The following is a 19,235-nucleotide window of genomic DNA, read 5'->3' as shown; positions in this document are numbered from 1 at the left end:
CTGTCGCATCGTTTCTTCACACGGCCCGTGCATCAGCGCGGCGCCGCCTGTTTCAAGCCATTCCATGCTCCAGCTTTTCTATTCGAACCGGTACGATGTGCTCGTCGGCGCGCTGCTCGACGGGCTAGGTGCCACGCCTTCCAGTCCGTGGACGGCGCAACCTGTGATCGTGCCGAGCGCGGCCGTGCGGCGGCGGCTGGAACTCGATATCGCCGCGCGTCAAGGCGTGTGCGCCAACATCCAGTTCAGTTACCTCGCCCAATGGCTGTGGACGCAGATCGGCGGCGTCATCAAAGACGTGCCGAAGAGTTCGCCTTTCTCGCCGGACCGGCTCGTGTGGCGCTGCTACCGTCTGCTCGGCGATGCCGATGAGGCGCGGCCATGGAACGCGTCGCCGCGTCTGCGCAGTTACCTCGATGCCGCCGACGCGCCGATGCGTTATGAACTCGCGCGCCGCGTCGCGACGGTGCTCGACCACTATCTGACCTATCGTCCCGAATGGCTGTTGCAATGGCAGAAGGGCGGTTCGATCTTCGCAAGCGGCGCAGCGGACGACTCCGGCCCGCGTCTGACGGGCGCGAGCGCCGCGGCGCGTGAGGACGAGCGCTGGCAGGGCGCGTTGTGGCGCACGCTGCTCGGCGAGGTCGCAGGCGACGCGCATTCCGCGGACGCCGCCACGCCGCCTGCCTATCGCTTTCTCGACGAAGTGCGCTCGCTCGATCTCGACGCGATCGCGCGAGCCGAGTGGCCCGAGTCCGTCAGCGTGTTCGCGCTGCCGACCATGCCGCCTCTGCATATCGCGTTGCTGCGCGAGCTGTCGCGCTGGATCGACGTGCGTGTTTACGCGATGAACCCGTGCCGCGAGTTCTGGTTCGACATCGTCAGCGTGGGGCGCGTCGAAGCGCTCGATGCGGCGGGCCAGCTCGACTATCAGGAAGTCGGCCATCCGCTGCTCGCCGAATGGGCCCGCCAGACGCAGGCGCAGCTTCACATGCTGCACGAGCTGACGGAAAGCGCGGCCTCGGCCGAGGCTTCGTACTTCGCCGAAAACGCCGCGCCGACATGGCTCGCCGCCGTGCAGAACGGCATGCTGGATCTGCGCGACGAGCGCGAACTCGACGCGCAGCCGGAAGAGCGCGGCATCGAAGTGCATGTGTGCCATAACCTCGCGCGTCAGCTCGAAGTGCTGCACGACCGCCTGCTGGGCTGGTTCGACGAGTTCGACGATCTGCAGCCTTCCGATGTGCTCGTCACGTTGCCCGATCTCGGCGCGGCCGGCCCGCTGATCGACGCCGTGTTCGGCACCGCGCCCTCGGGCGACACGCGCCGCATTCCGTATCGCATTACCGGCTTGCCGCCTTCGCAGGCGAACCCCGTGGCGCGCGTGCTGCTCGACTGGCTCGCGTTGCCCGAGCGCAATGTCGGCGCGCCGGAGCTGATCGAATGGCTGCGCGTCGATGCGATCGCGGCGCGCTACGGTATCGACGCGGCGGCGCTCGAAGACATTCAGGAATGGCTCGCGGCAGCGGGTGCGCGGCGCGGTCTCGCGCCCGTGCCGCCCGCCGACAGCGCGATACCTGTCGCGCGCCACACCTTCGCCGACGCGCTCACGCGCCTCTTTCTCGGCTATGCGATGCCCGAAGGCGGTCAGCCGGTAGATGCATGGCTGCCCGTCGAAGGCGCGGACGGCTCGGATGCGGAACTGCTCGGGCGCCTCGCGAGCTTCGTCGACGATGTCGACGCGTTCGCGCGCCGTTGCGCTGACGACATGACGCCCGTCGAGTGGACGCAATTGCTGCTCGAAGTGCTGGGCCGCTGCTTCGACGGCGGCGTCGATTTCGCGGACAGCCTGGCCACGGTGCGCGATGCCGTCGATGCCATGAGCGAAGCCATGCGCGCGGGCGCGGGCGACACTCCATTGCCGGCGGCCGTGGTGCGTACGTCGCTGTCCGAAGCGCTCGACGACCCGGCGCGCGGCGGCGTGCCGTGGGGCAGCGTCACGTTCTCGTCGCTGACGAGCCTGCGCGGCTTGCCGTTCAGAATCGTCTGCATGCTGGGCATGGACGACGGTGTGTTGCCGAGTCTCGCGCGCGCCGACGAGTTCGATCTGATGGCGGAGTTCGGCAAGGCGGGCGACCGCCAGCGGCGCGACGACGAGCGCAATCTGTTCCTCGATCTGCTGCTTGCCGCGCAAGACCGTCTGCTGATCGCGTACACGGGGCGCAGCATTCGCGACAACGCGCCGTTGCCGCCTGCCGCGCTCGTCGACGAACTGCTCGATCACCTTGCGCGTGTTTCGTCCGCAGAGGATGCGTCGCCTGCCGAACTCGATGCCGCACGGCGCGCGTTCATCGTCGAGCATCCGTTGCAGCCGTTTGCTTCCGATTACTTCAACGCGAATAGCGGCCTGTTCACATACGACACCGACCGCGCGGAACTGGCCGCGTTGCTCGCCGCGCCGGCTAGCGCGGCGCCCGCGCCATTCTTCGATGCGCCGCTGCCCGCAGTGCCGAACGAGCCTGTGCCCTTCGACGACTTCCAGCGGTTCTGGCGGCATCCCGCGCGTGCATTGCTGCGCGACCGCCTCGGCATCGTGCTTTCCGATGCACAGGGCGAGCTGCTCGACATGGAGCCGTTCGAACTCGACTTCGCGGGCCGCGATGCATTGGCCGAGCGTCTGCTGCCTGTGTTGCTCGATACGGGCTTCGACAGCGAAGCCTTCGAGCGCGTGCAGCGCGTCGCGGAAGCGAGCCCCGAGTTGCCGGGCGGCGCGACGGGTGCGGTATGGCGTACGCGCGAGCTGTCGGCGTTGCGCGGCCTTGCCGACCGCGTGCGGCGCGAAGTGGCGTCGGGCGTCACGCGCCTGCCGTTTTCGCTCGACATCCACGCGCGCTGGCCCGACACCGGCGACATCGCGCTCTTTGGGCCTTACGAAACGGCATTGCGCAAAACATCGGAAGGTCCGTTGCAACTGCAAGGCACACTCAATCTGCTGACGCCGACGGGGCAGGTCGTGTTCCGTTACGCGCGGCCCACGGCGCGGGATTATCTGTCCGCGTGGCTGTCGCATCTCGTCTATTGCGCGGCGTTGCCCGACGGTCCGCGTCGCACGGTATGGCATGCAAGCGGCGAGTCGTTCGAGTTTGGGCCTGTCGAAAAGCCATTGGATCAACTCGCGCCGTTAGCAGCGTTGTACAGAGCAGGGCGCGCGTTTCCGCTGCGCTTTTTCCCGAAGAGCGCATGGGCGAAAATCAGTGACGGCGATTCCGCCGCGCAAGGCGCATGGATCAGCGACCGCGTGCGGGGCGAGTCCGATGACGCTGCGTTGCGCATCGCGTTTCGCGGCGCGTCGCCAACGCTCGACGAGCCATTCGGCACACTGGCCGCGATCGTTTTCAAGCCGCTGGTCGCGCATCTGAGGAGCGCATCATGAGCGGCACGGCATGGATGCATGCGCCCGCGGCGCAGGAACTCGACGTGTTCGCGTGCGACCTCGATGGCGTCAATCAGATCGAGGCATCGGCGGGAACGGGCAAGACATGGAACATCTGCGCGCTCTATGTGCGGTTGTTGCTGGAGAAGAATCTGAGCGCCGATCAGATTCTCGTCGTGACATTTACGAAAGCCGCGACGGCCGAGCTGCATGAACGCATACGCGGGCGTCTCGCCGAAGTGCAGCGCGCGATCGAAACGGGCGACGATGGTGGTGATCCGTTTATCGTCCGGCTGTTCGAAACGACGCTTTCCGAAGAACGCGGCATCGATCTCGAAGCGGCCGCGAAGACGGTGCGCCGCGCGTTGCGCACGTTCGATCAGGCAGCCATCCACACGATCCACGCGTTCTGTCAGCGTGCGTTGCAGGAAGCGCCGTTTGCCGCCGCGATGCCGTTCGCGTTCGAGATGGAAGCGGACGATGCCGCGTTGCGTTTCGAGCTGGCCGCCGACTTCTGGCGCGAGCAGGTCGAACCCGTTGCGGGGGCGCACCGGTCGTTCGCGGCGTGGCTGGTCGAGAAGGGCGCGGGCCCCGCATCGCTCGATGAACAGCTTGCGCGGCGGCTGAAGAAGCCGCTTGCGCAGTTGCGCTGGGGCGATGTCGGCGGAGCCGAAGGTGCGCCGAACGACATGCAGGCGCGCTTCGACGAAGCCTGTGAGATGTGGCATGCCGAGCGCGACAACATCGTGCGTCTGCTCGAACAGGTGCAGGAGCGTCTGAGCAAGACCTCGCACAAAGCCGAAACGGTGAGCGCTGCGATCAGCGCGTGGAGCGACTATTTCGCACAGGACGACTGTCACGCGGCGCCGCCTAAAGTTGCGCTGAAACTGACGGCCAGCGCGTTGACGAAAGGCACGAAGAAGAATTTCGAGCCGCCCGCGCATGCGTTCTTCATTGCAGCCGACGAGCTCGCCGCCGCCTCGCTCGCGGCGGAAGCCGCGCAGCGCGCGCGCTGGCTAGGTCTCGTGCAGAAGTGGCTCGACTACGCGCCGCACGAACTGACGGCAAGAAAGCGCACGCGCCGCGTGGTGTCGTTCGACGATCTGCTGTCGAACCTGTATCGCGCGCTCGCCAGTCACGTGTGGCTCGCGGACGCGTTGCGCAAGCGCTATCCCGCTGCGCTGATCGACGAGTTTCAGGATACGGACCCGCTGCAGTTCGCGATTTTCAATCGGATCTTCGCGCCGAAGGGTCCGCTCTTTCTCGTCGGCGATCCGAAGCAGGCTATCTACAGTTTCCGCGCGGCTGATCTGCACACCTATCTCGCGGCGCGCGCGCAGGCGTCGGCGCGTTACACGCTCGCCGTCAATCAGCGTTCGACGGCACCCATCGTCGAGGCGTGCAACCGCATTTTCGAAGCGAACGCGCGGGCGTTCGTGCTCGAAGGGCTCGACTATCAACCTGTGCGGGCAGGCGAGCGGCAGCGGCCGCCGCTCATCGACCGCGACGGCACGGCCGGCGGCGACTTCCGCGTGTGGACATTGCCGCAAGGTGACGCGGTGCTGACCAAGCGCGACGCGCAGCGTGCGGCGAGCGAGGCGTGCGCGGCGGAGATCGTGCGCTTGTTGCGCGGCGCGCGCGACGGCAGCGTGATGATCGGCGACAAGCCGCTCGCGCCCGGCAATATCGCCGTGCTCGTGCAGACGCACAAGCAGGGCAGTCTGATCAAGCGCGTGTTGTCCGCGTGGGGCGTGGGCAGCGTCGAGCTGGCGCAGGCATCCGTGTTCGAATCGCTCGACGCCGAGCAGATCGAGCGCGTGCTGGCCGCCGTCGATACGCCGGGCGACTTGCGCCGCCTGCGCGCGGCGCTCGCGACCGACTGGTTCGGTCTCGATGCCGCCACGCTGTGGCGGCTCGAACAGGTCGACGACGCTTCGTCCATATCGGGCGACGCCGCGCACTCTGTCGATGCAATGAGCTGGGTCGAGCGCTTCTCGCGTTACCGGATGCTTTGGCACGAACGCGGCTTCGCCGTCATGTGGCGCACGCTGATGCGCGAACTGCGCGTCGCGCAGCGCCTCGTAGAAGGCGCGGAAGGCGAGCGGCGGTTGACCAACGTCAACCATCTGGCCGAACTCGTGCAGGCGCGCGCCGCGACGCAGCCGGGCATCGCGCCGACCTTGCGCTGGCTGGCCGCGCAACGCGCGGAAAGCGGGCGGGGCGGCGAAGAAGCGCAACTGCGGCTCGAGTCGGACCGCAACCTCGTGCAGATCGTCACCGTTCACAAGTCAAAGGGTCTCGAATACGCGGTCGTGTTCTGTCCGTTCCTCAACGACGGCCGCCTGCGCGAGCCGTATGCGACTGTCCTGCCCGACGCGCTCGAATATCACGATGACGACGGTTCGGCCGTGCTTCACTACGGCAGCGACGACGAGCAGGCGGATCACGCAAACCGCCAGGCGATGCGCGAACAGGCGGCCGAGCGCGCGCGGTTGATCTATGTCGCGCTGACGCGAGCCGTGTATCGCTGCTACCTGGTGGCGGGCGCGTATCTGGCGTCGAGATCGACGAAGGAATCGGCGCGCAGCGTGTTGAACTGGCTCGTTGCGGGCAAAGCGCGCGATTTCGACGAATGGCTCGCAAAGCCGCTCGATGACAACTCGGTCTATCAGCATTGGGAAGCGCTAGCAGGCGACCCCGTGGCCATCGCGGATCTGCCGTCCGTTACGCGTCGGGTGCCGCTGGAAAGCCTGGCCGACAGTGGTGCTCGCATGCGCGCGCGAATGAACCAGCGCGCATTGCGCGACACATGGCGGATGGCGAGCTTCAGCTCGCTGATCGCGGCGGGTTCGCGCACCGACGATGCGTCGGCGGTCAGCGAAGAAGCGCGTCCGGATCACGACGAACTGGCGGACATCGCGACGGGCGAACCGCACGCGCTCGTTTTCGATGTGGTCACAGCGCCCGTCGAACTCGCGCCCGACGACATCCTCACATTTCCTCGCGGCCCGGCGGCGGGCGAGTGTCTGCACCGTATGTTCGAACTCGCGGATTTCTCCGACCGCACTACGTGGCCGCACGCAATCGAACGCGCGCTGCACGAGCGGCCAGCGCCCGCCGAGCCTGAACTCGCGCAACGTTTGCCCGCGATGATGCATCGCTTGCTCGGCGATATCGTGAGCACGGAACTCGTGCCTGGCATGACGCTCGCGGCGCTCGATCCGAAGCGCCGGCTCAACGAGATGGAGTTTCTGTTCTCGGCGGCATCGCTGGACTTTCCCGCGTTGCGCGCGCTGCTCGCTGCGCACGGCTTCCCCGATGTCGCGCTGGAGCAGGGCGCGCTGCGCGGCTTCGTCAAAGGTTTCATCGACATGATCGTTGAACACGACGGGCGCTTCTGGGTGGTCGACTGGAAGTCGAATCATCTCGGCGACACGCCCGATGACTACGCCGCCGCGCCGCTCGACGAAGCGATGGCGAGCCACGCGTATCACCTGCAGGCGCTGCTTTATGTCGTCGCGCTGCATCGCTATCTGCGGCTGAGGCTCGCGGACTATGACTATGACAGGCACATTGGCGGCTATCTGTATCTGTTCGTGCGCGGCGTGCGGCCCGACTGGCGACACGGCCAACACGCGGCGGGGGTGCATGCGCGGCGGCCGGACTACGCGCTCGTTGTGGCGCTCGATGCATTGATGGACGGAGGCGCGCAATGAGCACGTTCGATCAGCCGTTGCCCGATGTCGAGGTCAATGTCCCCGCACCCGCGGATTTCAGCACGGCGCTCGCTGAAGGCTTCGCGCGGCGCGTGAGCGCGCTCGCGCAACGCGGCGGCGCATCCGCAGACGCCGTGCGCTGGGCCGCGCGCGGCGCGTTCGCGGCGAGCCGCGCGACATCGGAAGGACACGTGTGCGTGCCGCTCGACGAACTCGCGCAGCGCTACGACGCCGAGGTCACGCAAGTGCGTGACGCATTACTCGCGAGCGGTGTCGCAAGCGACGGCGCGCAGCCGGCGCATGCGTTGCGCCCGCTCGTCGTCGATGGGCAAGGGCGGCTTTATCTCGCGCGTTACTACGATTATGAAAGGCGGCTTGCGCAGTCGCTCGTCGGACATGCGCGAGGCGCGGATCAAGATGCCGTGTCGGCGGGCATGTCATCTCAAGGTTTGCGCGACAGGCTGCTGCGTTATTTCGGTGAACCGCAGGACGATCAGATCGACTGGCAGCGCGTGGCCGCCGTGATGGCGCTGTCCGGGCGGCTGACGATCGTCAGCGGCGGTCCGGGCACGGGCAAGACGACTACCGTCGTTGGCGTGCTCGCCTGCCTGCTGGATGCGCGCGCGGACTTGCGCATCGCGCTCGCCGCGCCGACGGGCAAGGCCGCGCAGCGGATGCAGGAGGCGCTGCTCGCGCGCGCCAGTTCGTTGCCGCAGGAACTCGCGACGCGTCTTCCGCAAACGTCGTTCACGTTGCATCGGTTGTTGGGCACCGGGCCGAACGGGCGCTTCCGTCATCATCGGGACAACCCGCTGCCGTATGACGTGATCGTGATCGACGAGGCGTCGATGATCGACGTCGCGATGGCGACGCATCTGTTCGATGCGCTCGCACCTGACACGCATCTCGTGATGCTCGGCGACAAGGATCAACTCGCGGCTGTCGAAGCGGGCGCCGTGTTCGCCGAGTTGAGCGCTCAACCTGCGTTTACGGCGAAGGGCGTTGGCTCGATCGCGACGGCACTGGGAATCGATGAACGCCGTTTGCGTGACGCGTTGCCCACGGGCCGCGACGATGTGCCGTCGGAAGAAACCCAGCTGTTTTTCGACGACCTGTTCGGCATGCCGTCCGACGTGCCGTCTTCATCGCAGGATGCGCAGCCGGCGCCGCTCGCCGACTGCGTCGTGTGGCTCGAACGCAACTATCGCTTCGGGCTGGAGTCGGCGATCGGCCAGCTGTCGCTTGCGATCCGGCGCGGCGCCGCGCAGGAAGCGCTCGACGTGCTGCATATCGATCCCGCCAAACCCTGCGCCGCGGCGTTTCACGAAGACACCGATGCCACGCCTGCCGAACGCACGATCCAGCGGCTCGCGGCCGGTTTCGCGCCCTACGCGGACGCGCTCGCGACGGCGCTCTCCGACGGCGCAGCAGGTGCGGCCTCGCACGCATTGGCGCTGTTCGACGCGCTCAATCGCTTCCGCATCCTGTGCGCGACGCGACTCGGCTCGCGCGGCGTCGAACAGATGAATACGGCGATGGCCGCTCAGGTGCGGCGCATCGCGCGCGTGCCGCTGGCTGTCGGCGCGCAATGGTTCGCGGGCCGTCCGATCATGGTCACGCGCAACGACTATGCGCTGGGTCTTTTCAATGGCGATATCGGTATCGCGCTGCCGGGCGCGGACGGCGCGCTGCGCGTGTTCTTCCGTAGCGCGGACGGCAGCCTGCGCGCGGTGTCGCCCGCGGCGCTGCCCCCGCACGATACGGCCTTCGCGCTCACGGTCCACAAGTCGCAAGGCTCAGAGTTTGAACACGCGGTGTTGATGCTGCCGTCGACGTTCAGCCGGGTGCTGTCGCGTGAGCTCGTCTATACGGCCGTCACGCGGGCGCGCGAGCGGGTCGAGGTGGTAGGTTCACGTGCCGTGCTGATGCGCGCGATCGCAACGCCGACGCAGCGGGACTCCGGGCTTGCCGCACGAATCGTCGAGGCGATGCGGGATGACGTGTGAGAGGACGTGCGGGGTGACGTGAGTTAGTTGGCGGCCGTGCTGGGCGGCGGTTCCGTTTCGGATTCCGCCTCGTTTTGCGCGAGGTCGCGCAGCGTGCGCCGGTACCACAGCGTCCAGACCATCAGCGCGCCAAAGATGCCGTAGCCGACGAACGGCGACACCACCAGCACGCGCTCGATCGGCCAGTGCCACGCCATCCAGCCGCGCAGCGCGGTTTCGCCCGTGAGGCCGAGGCCCCACGTAGCCGTCAGCACCCGGATTCCGCGGGCGAACGCCGGGCGCTCGCGCCACAGCATGTCAATATGGGCGGCGCCGTTGGTCATCTCGCGGGCGACGAACGCGCGCGTCAGGTAAAACACGGCGGGCCGGCCCACCAGCAGTGACAGCAGGAACGCCACGCCAATCGCGCCCGACACCAGCGATTCCCGGAACAGCAGCATGCGCGGGTCGCCGCCCAGCGCCATCGCGCCGATCGACAGCACGATGCCGAGCAGCACCGTCAGGCTGAGCGCGTCGGCGCGTCTGAAGCGCACGAGTTCGACGATGCTCCACGCGACGGGCGGCACGGCCGACGCGATCAATCCGCCCGTCTCGCCCCAGTACGGCTGCGCAAGGCGGTACGCGACCCACGGCAACACGAGATTGACGACGAGTTCGAGCACCTGCGCGGGGCGCATTTTCATCACGATAATTGGCCCTCGGGCTGAAAGTCTCAGTATCGGCGAGATCGGCGACGGACGGCAAATGCGTGGCGTGTTGAGTCAGCAATGCAGGGGCAACGCAAGCGCCACGCTGTGCGCACGCAATTCGCATACCGCTTATGCGTTAGCAAATAGCCGGTTACACTTTCCCGTTCCATGCACGACTTTTTGACATGACTTCACGCTATCCGATCCCGCCGAACGAAATCGAACTGACGGCCGTGCGCGCACAGGGCGCGGGCGGGCAGAACGTCAACAAGGTATCGAGCGCGATTCACCTGCGCTTCGACGTGCGTGCCTCGTCGCTGCCCGAGGTGTTGAAGATGCGCCTGCTCGCGATGAGCGACTATCGGATCACGCGCGACGGCGTCGTCATCATCAAGGCGCAGGAATACCGAACCCAGGAAATGAACCGCGTGGCGGCGCTGGCGCGGCTCGACGCGTTGATCGACAGCGTCAGCGTGACCCGCAAGGCGCGGGTCGCGACGCGGCCGACGCGTGCGTCGAAAGAACGCCGGCTCGAAGGCAAGGCGAAGCGCAGCGACGTGAAATCGGGACGGCAACGCGTCTCGCACGACTAGGGCGCGTCAGGCGTAGCAGCAGCGCCGCGCAAGCGTGCTTTGCCTCAAACGGGGCTCGCGTTACACACTTCGGGCAGGAAATCGACGCAAAACACATGCGTCGCGCCTTCCCGCTGGACGGTGACAGCCGCCGTGTAGCAGTCCTGGCCGTCCATCAGCGAACAGTGCGGTCCCATCATCGCGACGCGTCCCGGCGCGGCGAGCGCATGCTTGAAATACGCGCGCCGCGACCAGTTGTTGCGCGTGTCGGGAAAGAGTGGCGCGAGCCGCGCGGGCGGCGAAGGCGTGCCGCTCGCGGTGATCGACGGCGCCAGTTGCTCGCCGCGCTCGCTCAGCACGAACACGCGGCGCGCGTCGGGCAGCAGGAAGACGGGCTTCGCGGCCTCGTCCAGGTCGCCCGTCTGCATGTAGAGCGCGGCGCCTGCGAGCACGGCTTCCGTGAATCCTTCGAAACCCGGACGCTGATAGCGCGAATGCGAGCGCTCGTAGCTTTCGAAGCGTTGCCACATCTGCTCGATCAGCTCGGGCACGCGCGCGGTCGCCGCCTGTATCGATGCTTTCGGCTGGCCGAACCAGTAACCCTGGATGAAATCGACGTCGGCCTGCATCAGCGTCATCAGTTCGTCTTCCGTCTCGACGCCTTCGGCGAGCACTAGCGTGCCCGACTGATGCAGCATGTTGATCAGATGGCCGATCAACGAGTTGTCGTTGTCCTGGCGGCCTGCGCGCGCCACCAGCGACCGGTCGAGCTTCACGATGTCGGGCCGGAAGCGCCACACGCGATCGAAGTTCGAAAAGCCGGTGCCGAAGTCGTCGATGGCAATCAGGAATTCGCGCGGCTGCGATGCGGCGAGCATGCTGGCGACGGCGGATTCGTCGTCGGCGGGCTGCTCGAGCACTTCGATCACGATGCGTTCCTGCGGGAGTCCGAAATGCTCCGACAGTTCATCGATGAACGGGCGCTGCGGCCAGCCCGTTTCGAATACCTGCGGCCGCGTGTTCAGGAACAGCCACCCGGTGTCGATGCCTTGCGCCATGAAGTTCGCTACGTGCAGGCAGCGGGCGAGACGGTCGAGCGCGCGCGCGTCGGCTGTCGAGCGGGTGCCCGAGAAGAGCACGGCGGGTGAGATTGGATGACCGACGGGATCGAAGGCCCGCAGCAACGCTTCGTAGCCCACCACGCGCTGATGCGTCACGGAGACGACCGGCTGGAAGACGCTGCGCAACGTAATGGTTCGCCACGGCGCGGCCCATCCGGCCTCGTCCTGCACCATATGCTGCAGAAGGCCAGTGAGCGTCGTATCGTCGACGTTTGGCATGACGGCAGATTGTCCTATGCAGCGTGCGGCGCTCGCCCGTGTGCAGCGACATGCCGGCGGCAGGCATGCGCAACATCGGCGCAATGGAGGTCGTGCTTAAAGGCGATCGGATCGATGCCGTTCACGCGCGACTCCGCTCAGTTGTGCAGTTCAGTTCGTCGAAATCAGTCTAGCAGTTCGTATGCGGTTCGAATGTTCGGGTTATCACAGACAGCTACAAGTGTCTGCGCAGTTATGACTCGAAGTTGGCGCAGATTGCCGGCGCGTTTGTGGCAGCGGCGCTATGCTGCTGGTTTTCCAGAACTGGAGTGCAGCATGTCGGAAATCGCGGTGGTGGCGATCTCGGTGGCGAAGCCGGGGCATGAAGAGCAGTTGCGCGCGGCGCTCGAGGGTATTGTCGGGCCGACGCGCAAGGAGCGCGGTGCGTTGCAGTACGATTTGCATCGCGATTTGCGCGAGCCGCGCCGCTTCGTGTTCTTCGAGCGTTGGGAAAGCGAGGAGGCGCTGGCCGCGCACGCGAAGTCCGCGCACATCGACGCGTACAAAAAGGCTTCCGCGCAATGGATCGAATCGGCGGAATTGCGCATCGTGTCGAAGATCGCGTAACAGTTAGCAGGCGCAGCGGCGAGGCTGAAAACAGCAAGGCCCGGCAGCATGGCTGTCGGGCCCGGATTGAAGCGCAATGAAGCGCGATGAAGCAATCAAGCGCGCGAAATGCTCAATGCCGCTCAGTGCGTCGCTTGCGGCACGTCCAGGATCAGGATGATGGTCCAGTCCGCGTCGCCTTCATGATGATACTGGCGCTCCGCAACGATGAACGGCTGCTGCTTGCCGGCCGGTCCGAGAAACAGCACGTCGCCTTCCATCGGCAGACATTCGACGGGCGGCAGCGCAAGGAACGCGTCCTGATTGCCACGCGGCATGAGTTTTTCGATCTTGCGGGATGCTGCTTCAGTCCATTCGATGTCCAGCTGGATGTTGCTCATTCTGTCCTCCGCACCAGGGGCGCACGCGGGTTGGGTGAATTGGGTTGATTCTTCGGTGCGCGACTTTAGCATAACGTCGATGCGCGCCTCGCGACATGCGATCGGCGCGTGATTTGCCCGCCGTACGTCATCGACGCCCGCCAGCCCAAAATAAAAAAGCCGAGGCCGTGTTGAACGGCTTCGGCTTTTTGCATTGCGCAGTGATTCGACCGCGAAGCGCGCCTACATGTTTCCCATGCGCGTCGGCCGATGCGCAACGCAGTGCGCTTACTGGGCCGGCGCGGCCGGCTTCTTGTGATGCATGCCCTTCTGATGCTTCATCTGGGCCGGTGGCGCGCTTTCCATCGCCTGCTGCTTTGCCTGTAGATCTTGCGCGCGCTGCTCGACGTCGGCGGCCTTCGCCGGATCGGTACTCATCCGCACGCCTTGATCTTGCGCGTAAGCCGCGCCCGTCAGTGCCGAAAGGGAAACCAGGATTGCCAGGGACACTTTCTTCATCGTTGCCTCCGTAGAGAGTGGTTATGGACCCGAGTATGGCCTGTCCGTTGGAACGACAGTGCATTCTAGCCAGCAATGTTCAGTCCAGCGTGTCTTCTGTAACAGAATTCACAGACAGTTACGTCTGGTTACATTCATGGCCGCAGGCGCGAAGGCGCTTCGCAGAAGCCATCGCGCATCGGCCGTATTGTGATGCGCTTCGTCGCGCGTGTCGCGACAAGTCAGATTTTCCCACTCGTGCATAACGTGCAGCCGTCGGCAGGGCGCGTCGAATCCATCGGATAGCTAAGCAAGCTGCCACGCGCGCGGCGCCGCTCAGAACCAGCCAATCTGCCGATAGACATAAAACTGCGCGATGCCGATCAGTTCGTGCAGCGCGATCTCAGCGTCGAAGAAGTTTGCCCGGCGGGGTAGCAGGCCGCGCGTTGCGCGACGGGTGTTCGACACGACGGGCAGCGGTTTTATCCCGAAACGGTGGAAGTCGAGCAAGGCCCGCGGCATCTGAAAGGCGGATGTGACGAGGATCAACGAACCGTAATATCCGTCCGGCAGAATGGCAGCGACGTTGCGAGCGTTTTCGTACGTCGTCATGCTGGTATTTTCGAGGATGATCTCGCCGCGCGGGACCCCTTCACGCAGCAGGTAGGGCAGGTAGGTGTCGGCTTCCGTCGCTTCGTGCTGCTGCGGATTGCCGCCGCTGACGATCACGTGGCAGACGGGACTGACCCGCTTGCAGCGCGCGTAGAGATCGGCGCTCTTGACGATGCGGGCGAGCCCGTCCGTGGGCGGAACGAGCTTGCCGTCGCGTTGAATGGTGCCCGTGCCGAGCATCACGATGGCGGTGCGGGCCGCGTACGTTGTGGGAGCAACCGTCTGTCCGCCGGGCGGCGCGCCGCGCTGGGCGAGATCGAGCAAGGGCTGGGCCAGCCAACCCGCGCCGAGCGCCCAGAAAACCACGATGGTCGTCACGCCGATCAGCGTGCGGGCGCTGCGCAGCAGCAGAAAAGCTGCAAAAAAAAGCAGCAATAAAGTTAAAAGAATCAATTTTATTGGGGTAACGTATGGTATTCGGACATTCCACGAGCGGACTATCGCGGCTTCATGGGTCGCATCGCCGCCAGTTGGAAGCAGAACGCTAGCACGGCGTTCACACGGGGGCCGAAATAAACGGCGGCCAATGGCCGCATTGGCGGATAAGGCGTGAAATCTTCGCTCTCCGTCGTGCGCACGTCAGCAGACGTGCCATTGTGTCGCGAACAAATAAGTCATGGCTGCACTTTAAGAAAGAAGTGAGATGACCGCTTATTCCAACGAAGTCGTACTCGAGGCGCTGCGACGGGCGCAATACCGTCAGGTGCCGTGGGCCAAGCGCCCGGGCGTTTTTCAATATCTCCGTTCGCTTGGCATGATGGACACCGTTCGTCAACGGACAGTCGCTCCTGCGCCGGGTTTCCATGCTCCTGTGGACATTGCGGTGCTGACCGAACTCGGCCGCGCCGAATTTGCGCGGCTCGCGCGCGATGAGCGCTCCCTCGACTGGGACGCGCGCCGTGTGCGCAACTATGTTTTCGCCGGCGCGGTCGTCGCCGGAGAGAGGGCAACTGCCGTCTAGGCGACGGTGTTTCGCAGGGCGCGCGCACGTGAGAACAACGGAGCGCGCGGACAACGCGCCGCATGAGGCGCGTCGAGGGCATGTCGCCGCCATTTCCCCATTTTTACACTTCTTTTATGACGCCCGATTTACGCCGGGCGGCGCGCCGTGCTGCGCGGACCTGACCGCCCGTCGACGCAAAAAAAAGCCCGTATCGCGAGGATACGGGCATACCGGAATTACTTCTGCCACGCTGTGCTTAATGGCATTGATGAGACTGGCGACATTGCAGGTGGTTCCCGATATCGCACATCTTCGGCGTACGTCTTTGCGGGACACTCGCGCTCGGTCATGCGTTCGACCATCTTGATTGCGCGTTAATGCGCGGGCGCATGCCGCCGCTGCGGCACGTCGTCTCGCTGCCCGTCGGGCCGCGCCCGAACGTTGCTCGCGATATCGCCGCGCAGATCGCCACGCGGCGTCGGCGGTGTGAAATTCTGATTACGCCCTTCCGCCTGCTGCCATGCCTGAAGCGTGGCAGGCTGCTCCGGCCGCCAGTTCCAGCCTTGCGGTCGTTGTTGCGCGAATGCAGTCGCGGCGAGCAGTGACATGAGCAGGCCGCAGACATACAGTGACATTGGCCTCATGATCGGTTCCCGACAAGCCGGCCGGGACGGGCTTGTTTGCATACTCATACGGTATGCCGCGCTGCGAAAGCATGCTGTAAATAAAAGTAAATGGATGTTTCGTCCCGTCACCGTCGATATGCCGATCGGATGACTGCGGACGCAGGCGGGCGGGAAGGGCGTCGGCGCTCGCGTGCCGCGATGCGTGAAGACGGACGCGCCGGCGTTGTAACCAGCGGAAAAATCGACGGACGATCAGGCCGTCTTCGCGGAAGTTGGATACGTTGAGCCAGCGTCCGCGCGCATGCGATCGAACCCGCGCACGGGAGCGACGTCTCTGCAGGTCATGAGGAATCGGGCCGAACGGGCGCCGGCCTCAGAAACGCGCCGGGCGCCCAAGGGCGCCCGGTTGCGTGAATAGCTGGATCAGGCCATCTTGACGGGCGCGCGCCACGATTCCGGATTGGTCCAGAATGCGCCGCGCAGACGGTCGCGGCTCGGCGGTGCGGGCGGCTTCGCAGCCGTCGCGCCAATGCGCCCGCGCAGCGAAATCTCGCGGCCGCTCGTACCGAGACGCTTCACAATTTCCGCGAGTGTACCGTCGGCTTGCCATTCGTCGAAACGACGACGGCACGTCGGCGGCGACGGATAACGGCCCGGCAACTTGGACCAGCCCTCGCCCGTCGACAAAACCCACAACACGGCGTTGACTACCGCGCGAGCTTCGACGCGTGGTCGACCACGGCGTTCGCTCCGTGCGGGCTCCGCACAGAACAACGCCTCAACCAGCGCCCACTCGTTGTCTCTCAAATCGTCGAACACCATCATGTTTCACCTCAGCGAAGCTAACTCCGGTGCGCTGCCCCGCGCTGCGCACTCTTCATGCGCCCGATCGGTATCGGGCGCCGGCGGAGAGCCGGCCTATGCTTAGCGAACCGTTTTTTCACCAGTCCGAATCAGCGCCGACTCTTGTGCAAGGGGAAATGCATGAAGCGTGCCACCTTACACTTAACCGCCTCGAAGCCCCGCCACATCAAGCCGTTTCGGGCGTTAGCCTGGCCCGTATGAGAATCCAAAAAACTCATCACGCAAATCGGGACAATCACCAATCTTGTGCAATCAGGCCCGTCCCGCGTGCGTTTGCGCCTTCTTGCTGCATTGCAGCGAACATCACGAAACCGTGCGCGAACGTGTTTCGGAGCATAAAATTCGCATCAAACGACGTCATTCATGAGGAGAGGGGATGAATGTGACGCTGCGCCAACTGCGCGTGTTCATCGAAGTGGCGCGACTTCAGAGCTTCAGCCGCGCGGGGAGCGAAATCGGGCTGACGCAGTCTGCCGTCAGCCGCTGCGTGCGGGAACTGGAGGCCGAGATCGGCCTGAAGCTGATCGACCGGACGACGCGCGAAGTCCAGCTGACGGACGTTGGCGGCAATCTGGTCGCGAGCGTGTCGCGCCTCTTGACCGATCTCGACGACGCGCTGCGCGAGATTCGCGAAATCGGCGAACAGCGGCGCGGCCGGGTGATGGTGGCGGCCAGCCCGACCATCGCGTGCCGGCTGATGCCGAATATCGTCGCGGCGTGCGGGGCGCAGTTTCCGTACATCACGCTCGGGTTGCGCGACGACGTGCAGAGCGATGTCGTGCGCAAGGTCAAGTCGGGTGAGGTGGACTTCGGCGTGGTGATCGGCCCGTTGTCCGCCGACGACCTGTTCACCGAGCCGCTGATGACCGACTCGTTCTGCCTCGTGTCGCGCGAAGACCATCCGCTGGCGTCGCGCGCCCAGGTCGCGTGGCGCGAACTGGACGGCGAGCGCCTCGTGATGCTCGATCACGCGTCGGGCAGCCGGCCGATCATCGACGCTGCACTGGAAGCGCACCACGTGAGCGCCAATATCGTGCAGGAACTCGGCCATCCGTCGACAGTGTTCGGGCTGGTGCAGGCGGGTATCGGCGTGAGCGTGCTGCCGTGGCTCGCGATGCCGCTGCCGGCGGGATCGTCGCTGGTCGCCCGGCCGCTCGTGCCGCGCGCCGAACGGACTGTCGAACTGGTGCGGCGGCGCGACCGCTCGCTGTCGCCCGCCGCTGACGCCGTGTGGAACCTGATTCATCAGGTGCCCGGCCGGACCGAGGATTTGCGCTGAGGCCTTGATCGCGCGCTTGCCGGATTCGCGCCGTCCACATTTTGCGACACGTTACACTCGCATCTTTCGACAGACCCGCCGGGACCCTCGATGCGCCAAACGGACTTGCCCCCGTCTCAGATGCCTGAATCGATGCCAACTGCGTCGATGCCAACCGCGCGACCGGACGCCCGCGACGCGGTTCGTGCGCTGCGTCCGTCGCAGATCCGCGAAGTGGCCAACGCCGGCTTTGGTTTGCCGGACGTGTTGCCGTTCTGGTTCGGCGAGTCCGACCGCGTGACGCCGCCATTCATTCGTGATGCCGCGAGCGCGGCGCTCGCATCGGGCGCGACGTTCTACACGCATAACCTCGGCATCGCGCCGTTGCGCGAGACGCTTGCGCGCTATGTGAGCGCGCTGCACGGGCCGACGTCGGTCGAACATGTGGCCGTGACCAGCGCGGGCGTCAATGCGCTGATGCTGGCGGCGCAACTGGTCGTGGGCGCGGGCGACCGCGTGGTGGCCGTGACGCCGCTGTGGCCGAACCTCGTCGAGATTCCGAAGATTCTCGGCGCACAGGTCGACACCGTGTCGCTCGATTATGGTGCGCAGGGCTGGCAGCTCGATCTGGAGCGGCTGCTCGCCGCGCTGACGCCGGACACGAAGCTACTGATGCTGAACTCGCCGAACAATCCGACCGGCTGGGTGATGAGCCGCGACGAGCAGCGCGTCGTACTCGAGCATTGCAGGCGCCACGGCATCTGGATCGTCGCCGATGAGGTTTACGAGCGTCTCTACTACGCAGGCGAGCCGGGCGAAAGCGCGCCGTCGTTCCTCGACCTCGCCGCGCGCGACGAGCGCGTGATCTGCGTCAACTCGTTCTCGAAAGCGTGGCTGATGACGGGCTGGCGGCTCGGCTGGATCGTCGCGCCGGCCTCGCTGATGGACGATCTTGGCAAGCTCGTCGAATACAACACGTCCTGTTCGCCGGCGTTCGTGCAGCAGGCGGGCATCGCGGCGATCGAGCAGGGCGCGGCGTTTACGCACGAACTGGTCGCCGATTTACGAGCCTCCCGGGATCACCTGGTAAGGGCGCTGTCGACCGTGCCGGGCGTCGACGCAAAGGCGCCGCCGGGTGCCATGTACGTGTTCTTCTCTTTGCCGGGCGCGTCGCGGAGTCTCGATCTGTGCAAGGCGCTGGTCCGCGATGCGAGGCTCGGGCTCGCGCCCGGCAGCGCGTTCGGACCCGAAGGCGAGGGCTTTGTGCGCTGGTGCTACGCGTGCGACACGGCGCGGCTCGACGCGGGCGTCGAACGGCTCAAAGACTATCTCGAACGACACGGCGCCGTGCGCTGAATGCGCTGAACGTGTTGAACCTGCGAAAGCGGCGTCGCGTGCCCAAGTCACGCGGCACGCCGACGCGTTATGCATGGCCGTGTATGTCGATTACGGTGCAGTTTGGATTTCGTCTTTACGCACCGATTGTTTTTGCGTAATATGGCAGCCAGTCACGCGGTTCCCTCGCGGAATTTCGCTGCTCCGTCGTCCGGCTGGGTTTGGCTCGATGCCTTTTTCGCCTCCCCCCGGTGCGTGCTCCCATCAATATGACCGATCAGAATCGGGCGAGCGCGTCTTCAGTTCCACATCGTCTGT

14 protein-coding genes and 1 pseudogene are annotated in these 19,235 nt (G+C 65.4%); 8 read left to right on the top strand and 7 right to left on the bottom strand.

All coding sequences use genetic code 11. The annotated features are described in order from the left end of the window. The first annotated feature begins 64 nt into the window (after positions 1 to 64). From recC to recD, 3 genes are read left to right on the top strand one after another with little or no spacing between them, the layout of a single operon-like run. A complete protein-coding gene (gene recC / locus BLT65_RS13375) occupies positions 65 to 3,433 on the top strand; it encodes an exodeoxyribonuclease V subunit gamma (protein ID WP_091778341.1) in 3,369 nt (1,122 codons plus the stop codon). Continuing rightward, positions 3,430 to 7,149, top strand: coding sequence for an exodeoxyribonuclease V subunit beta (gene recB / locus BLT65_RS13370; RefSeq protein ID WP_091778339.1), 3,720 nt, complete (start codon positions 3,430 to 3,432; stop codon positions 7,147 to 7,149). Before recC ends, recB begins: the two co-directional genes overlap by 4 nt. Further along, positions 7,146 to 9,155 carry an exodeoxyribonuclease V subunit alpha gene (gene recD, locus BLT65_RS13365; RefSeq protein ID WP_091778337.1) on the top strand — a complete coding sequence of 670 codons (2,010 nt, stop codon included), beginning with the start codon at positions 7,146 to 7,148 and terminating at the stop codon, positions 9,153 to 9,155. The genes recB and recD overlap by 4 nt, the downstream gene beginning before the upstream one ends. A gap of 23 nt (positions 9,156 to 9,178) precedes the next feature. Here recD and BLT65_RS13360 read toward each other — a convergent pair whose 3' ends face one another. Then, positions 9,179 to 9,838 carry a VC0807 family protein gene (locus BLT65_RS13360; protein WP_091778335.1) on the bottom strand — a complete coding sequence of 220 codons (660 nt, stop codon included), beginning with the start codon at positions 9,836 to 9,838 and terminating at the stop codon, positions 9,179 to 9,181. Between the two features lie 191 nt (positions 9,839 to 10,029). Here BLT65_RS13360 and arfB point away from each other — a divergent pair, with 191 nt between their 5' ends. Continuing rightward, positions 10,030 to 10,437 (top strand): alternative ribosome rescue aminoacyl-tRNA hydrolase ArfB, encoded by a 408-nt coding sequence (arfB, locus tag BLT65_RS13355; protein ID WP_091778333.1) that lies wholly within the window; start codon positions 10,030 to 10,032, stop codon positions 10,435 to 10,437. A gap of 44 nt (positions 10,438 to 10,481) precedes the next feature. Here the strand turns inward: arfB and BLT65_RS13350 are convergent, their stop codons facing one another. Then, positions 10,482 to 11,756, bottom strand: coding sequence for an EAL domain-containing protein (locus tag BLT65_RS13350; protein ID WP_091778331.1), 1,275 nt, complete (start codon positions 11,754 to 11,756; stop codon positions 10,482 to 10,484). Positions 11,757 to 12,071: 315 nt separating this feature from the next. Here BLT65_RS13350 and BLT65_RS13345 point away from each other — a divergent pair, with 315 nt between their 5' ends. Then, entirely contained in the window at positions 12,072 to 12,362 is a 291-nt protein-coding gene (locus tag BLT65_RS13345; protein WP_007588494.1) for a putative quinol monooxygenase, read from the top strand. 122 nt (positions 12,363 to 12,484) lie between these two features. Here BLT65_RS13345 and BLT65_RS13340 read toward each other — a convergent pair whose 3' ends face one another. The 3 genes from BLT65_RS13340 to BLT65_RS13330 form a co-directional block, all read right to left on the bottom strand. Beyond that, a complete protein-coding gene (locus BLT65_RS13340; protein ID WP_007588495.1) occupies positions 12,485 to 12,742 on the bottom strand; it encodes a hypothetical protein in 258 nt (85 codons plus the stop codon). Between the two features lie 267 nt (positions 12,743 to 13,009). Further along, entirely contained in the window at positions 13,010 to 13,240 is a 231-nt protein-coding gene (locus BLT65_RS13335; protein ID WP_091778329.1) for a hypothetical protein, read from the bottom strand. A 315-nt stretch (positions 13,241 to 13,555) separates the two neighbouring features. Continuing rightward, positions 13,556 to 14,242, bottom strand: a complete 687-nt coding sequence (locus tag BLT65_RS13330; RefSeq protein WP_091778601.1) for a YdcF family protein — start codon at positions 14,240 to 14,242, stop codon at positions 13,556 to 13,558. A 292-nt stretch (positions 14,243 to 14,534) separates the two neighbouring features. On the opposite strand from BLT65_RS13330, the gene BLT65_RS13325 reads away from it, so the two are divergent. Next, positions 14,535 to 14,852: a hypothetical protein gene (locus BLT65_RS13325; protein WP_042308496.1), complete on the top strand. Its 318-nt coding sequence runs from the start codon at positions 14,535 to 14,537 to the stop codon at positions 14,850 to 14,852. Positions 14,853 to 15,208: 356 nt separating this feature from the next. On the opposite strand, the gene BLT65_RS13320 is transcribed toward BLT65_RS13325, so the two are convergent. Further along, a complete protein-coding gene (locus BLT65_RS13320) occupies positions 15,209 to 15,478 on the bottom strand; it encodes a hypothetical protein (RefSeq protein WP_091778327.1) in 270 nt (89 codons plus the stop codon). A 408-nt stretch (positions 15,479 to 15,886) separates the two neighbouring features. After that, positions 15,887 to 16,282 (bottom strand): annotated as a pseudogene (locus BLT65_RS13315) (transposase); the annotation flags it as partial. 418 nt (positions 16,283 to 16,700) lie between these two features. Here BLT65_RS13315 and BLT65_RS13310 point away from each other — a divergent pair. Next, the gene (locus BLT65_RS13310; protein ID WP_007588518.1) at positions 16,701 to 17,603 is read left to right on the top strand and encodes a LysR family transcriptional regulator; all 903 of its coding nucleotides are present in this window, start codon (positions 16,701 to 16,703) and stop codon (positions 17,601 to 17,603) included. A 147-nt stretch (positions 17,604 to 17,750) separates the two neighbouring features. Continuing rightward, positions 17,751 to 18,938: a pyridoxal phosphate-dependent aminotransferase gene (locus BLT65_RS13305; RefSeq protein WP_425273117.1), complete on the top strand. Its 1,188-nt coding sequence runs from the start codon at positions 17,751 to 17,753 to the stop codon at positions 18,936 to 18,938. Positions 18,939 to 19,235: the final 297 nt, after the last annotated feature.

It is taken from the genome of Paraburkholderia steynii, from assembly GCF_900100565.1.
In the GTDB taxonomy this organism is placed as follows: domain Bacteria; phylum Pseudomonadota; class Gammaproteobacteria; order Burkholderiales; family Burkholderiaceae; genus Paraburkholderia; species Paraburkholderia terrae.
The sequence above is the reverse complement of the archived record's forward strand: the minus strand, read 5'-3'. Positions and strand labels throughout refer to the sequence as shown.

Excerpts from the sequence above, each read along its gene's own strand:
- recC (WP_091778341.1), top strand. The coding sequence starts at position 65 with ATGCTCCAGCTTTTCTATTCGAACCGGTACGATGTGCTCGTCGGCGCG.
- recB (WP_091778339.1), top strand. The coding sequence starts at position 3,430 with ATGAGCGGCACGGCATGGATGCATGCGCCCGCGGCGCAGGAACTCGAC.
- recD (WP_091778337.1), top strand. The coding sequence starts at position 7,146 with ATGAGCACGTTCGATCAGCCGTTGCCCGATGTCGAGGTCAATGTCCCC.
- BLT65_RS13360 (WP_091778335.1), bottom strand. The coding sequence starts at position 9,838 with ATGAAAATGCGCCCCGCGCAGGTGCTCGAACTCGTCGTCAATCTCGTG.
- arfB (WP_091778333.1), top strand. The coding sequence starts at position 10,030 with ATGACTTCACGCTATCCGATCCCGCCGAACGAAATCGAACTGACGGCC.
- BLT65_RS13350 (WP_091778331.1), bottom strand. The coding sequence starts at position 11,756 with ATGCCAAACGTCGACGATACGACGCTCACTGGCCTTCTGCAGCATATG.
- BLT65_RS13345 (WP_007588494.1), top strand. The coding sequence starts at position 12,072 with ATGTCGGAAATCGCGGTGGTGGCGATCTCGGTGGCGAAGCCGGGGCAT.
- BLT65_RS13340 (WP_007588495.1), bottom strand. The coding sequence starts at position 12,742 with ATGAGCAACATCCAGCTGGACATCGAATGGACTGAAGCAGCATCCCGC.
- BLT65_RS13335 (WP_091778329.1), bottom strand. The coding sequence starts at position 13,240 with ATGAAGAAAGTGTCCCTGGCAATCCTGGTTTCCCTTTCGGCACTGACG.
- BLT65_RS13325 (WP_042308496.1), top strand. The coding sequence starts at position 14,535 with ATGACCGCTTATTCCAACGAAGTCGTACTCGAGGCGCTGCGACGGGCG.
- BLT65_RS13320 (WP_091778327.1), bottom strand. The coding sequence starts at position 15,478 with ATGAGGCCAATGTCACTGTATGTCTGCGGCCTGCTCATGTCACTGCTC.
- BLT65_RS13310 (WP_007588518.1), top strand. The coding sequence starts at position 16,701 with ATGAATGTGACGCTGCGCCAACTGCGCGTGTTCATCGAAGTGGCGCGA.
- BLT65_RS13305 (WP_425273117.1), top strand. The coding sequence starts at position 17,751 with ATGCCAACCGCGCGACCGGACGCCCGCGACGCGGTTCGTGCGCTGCGT.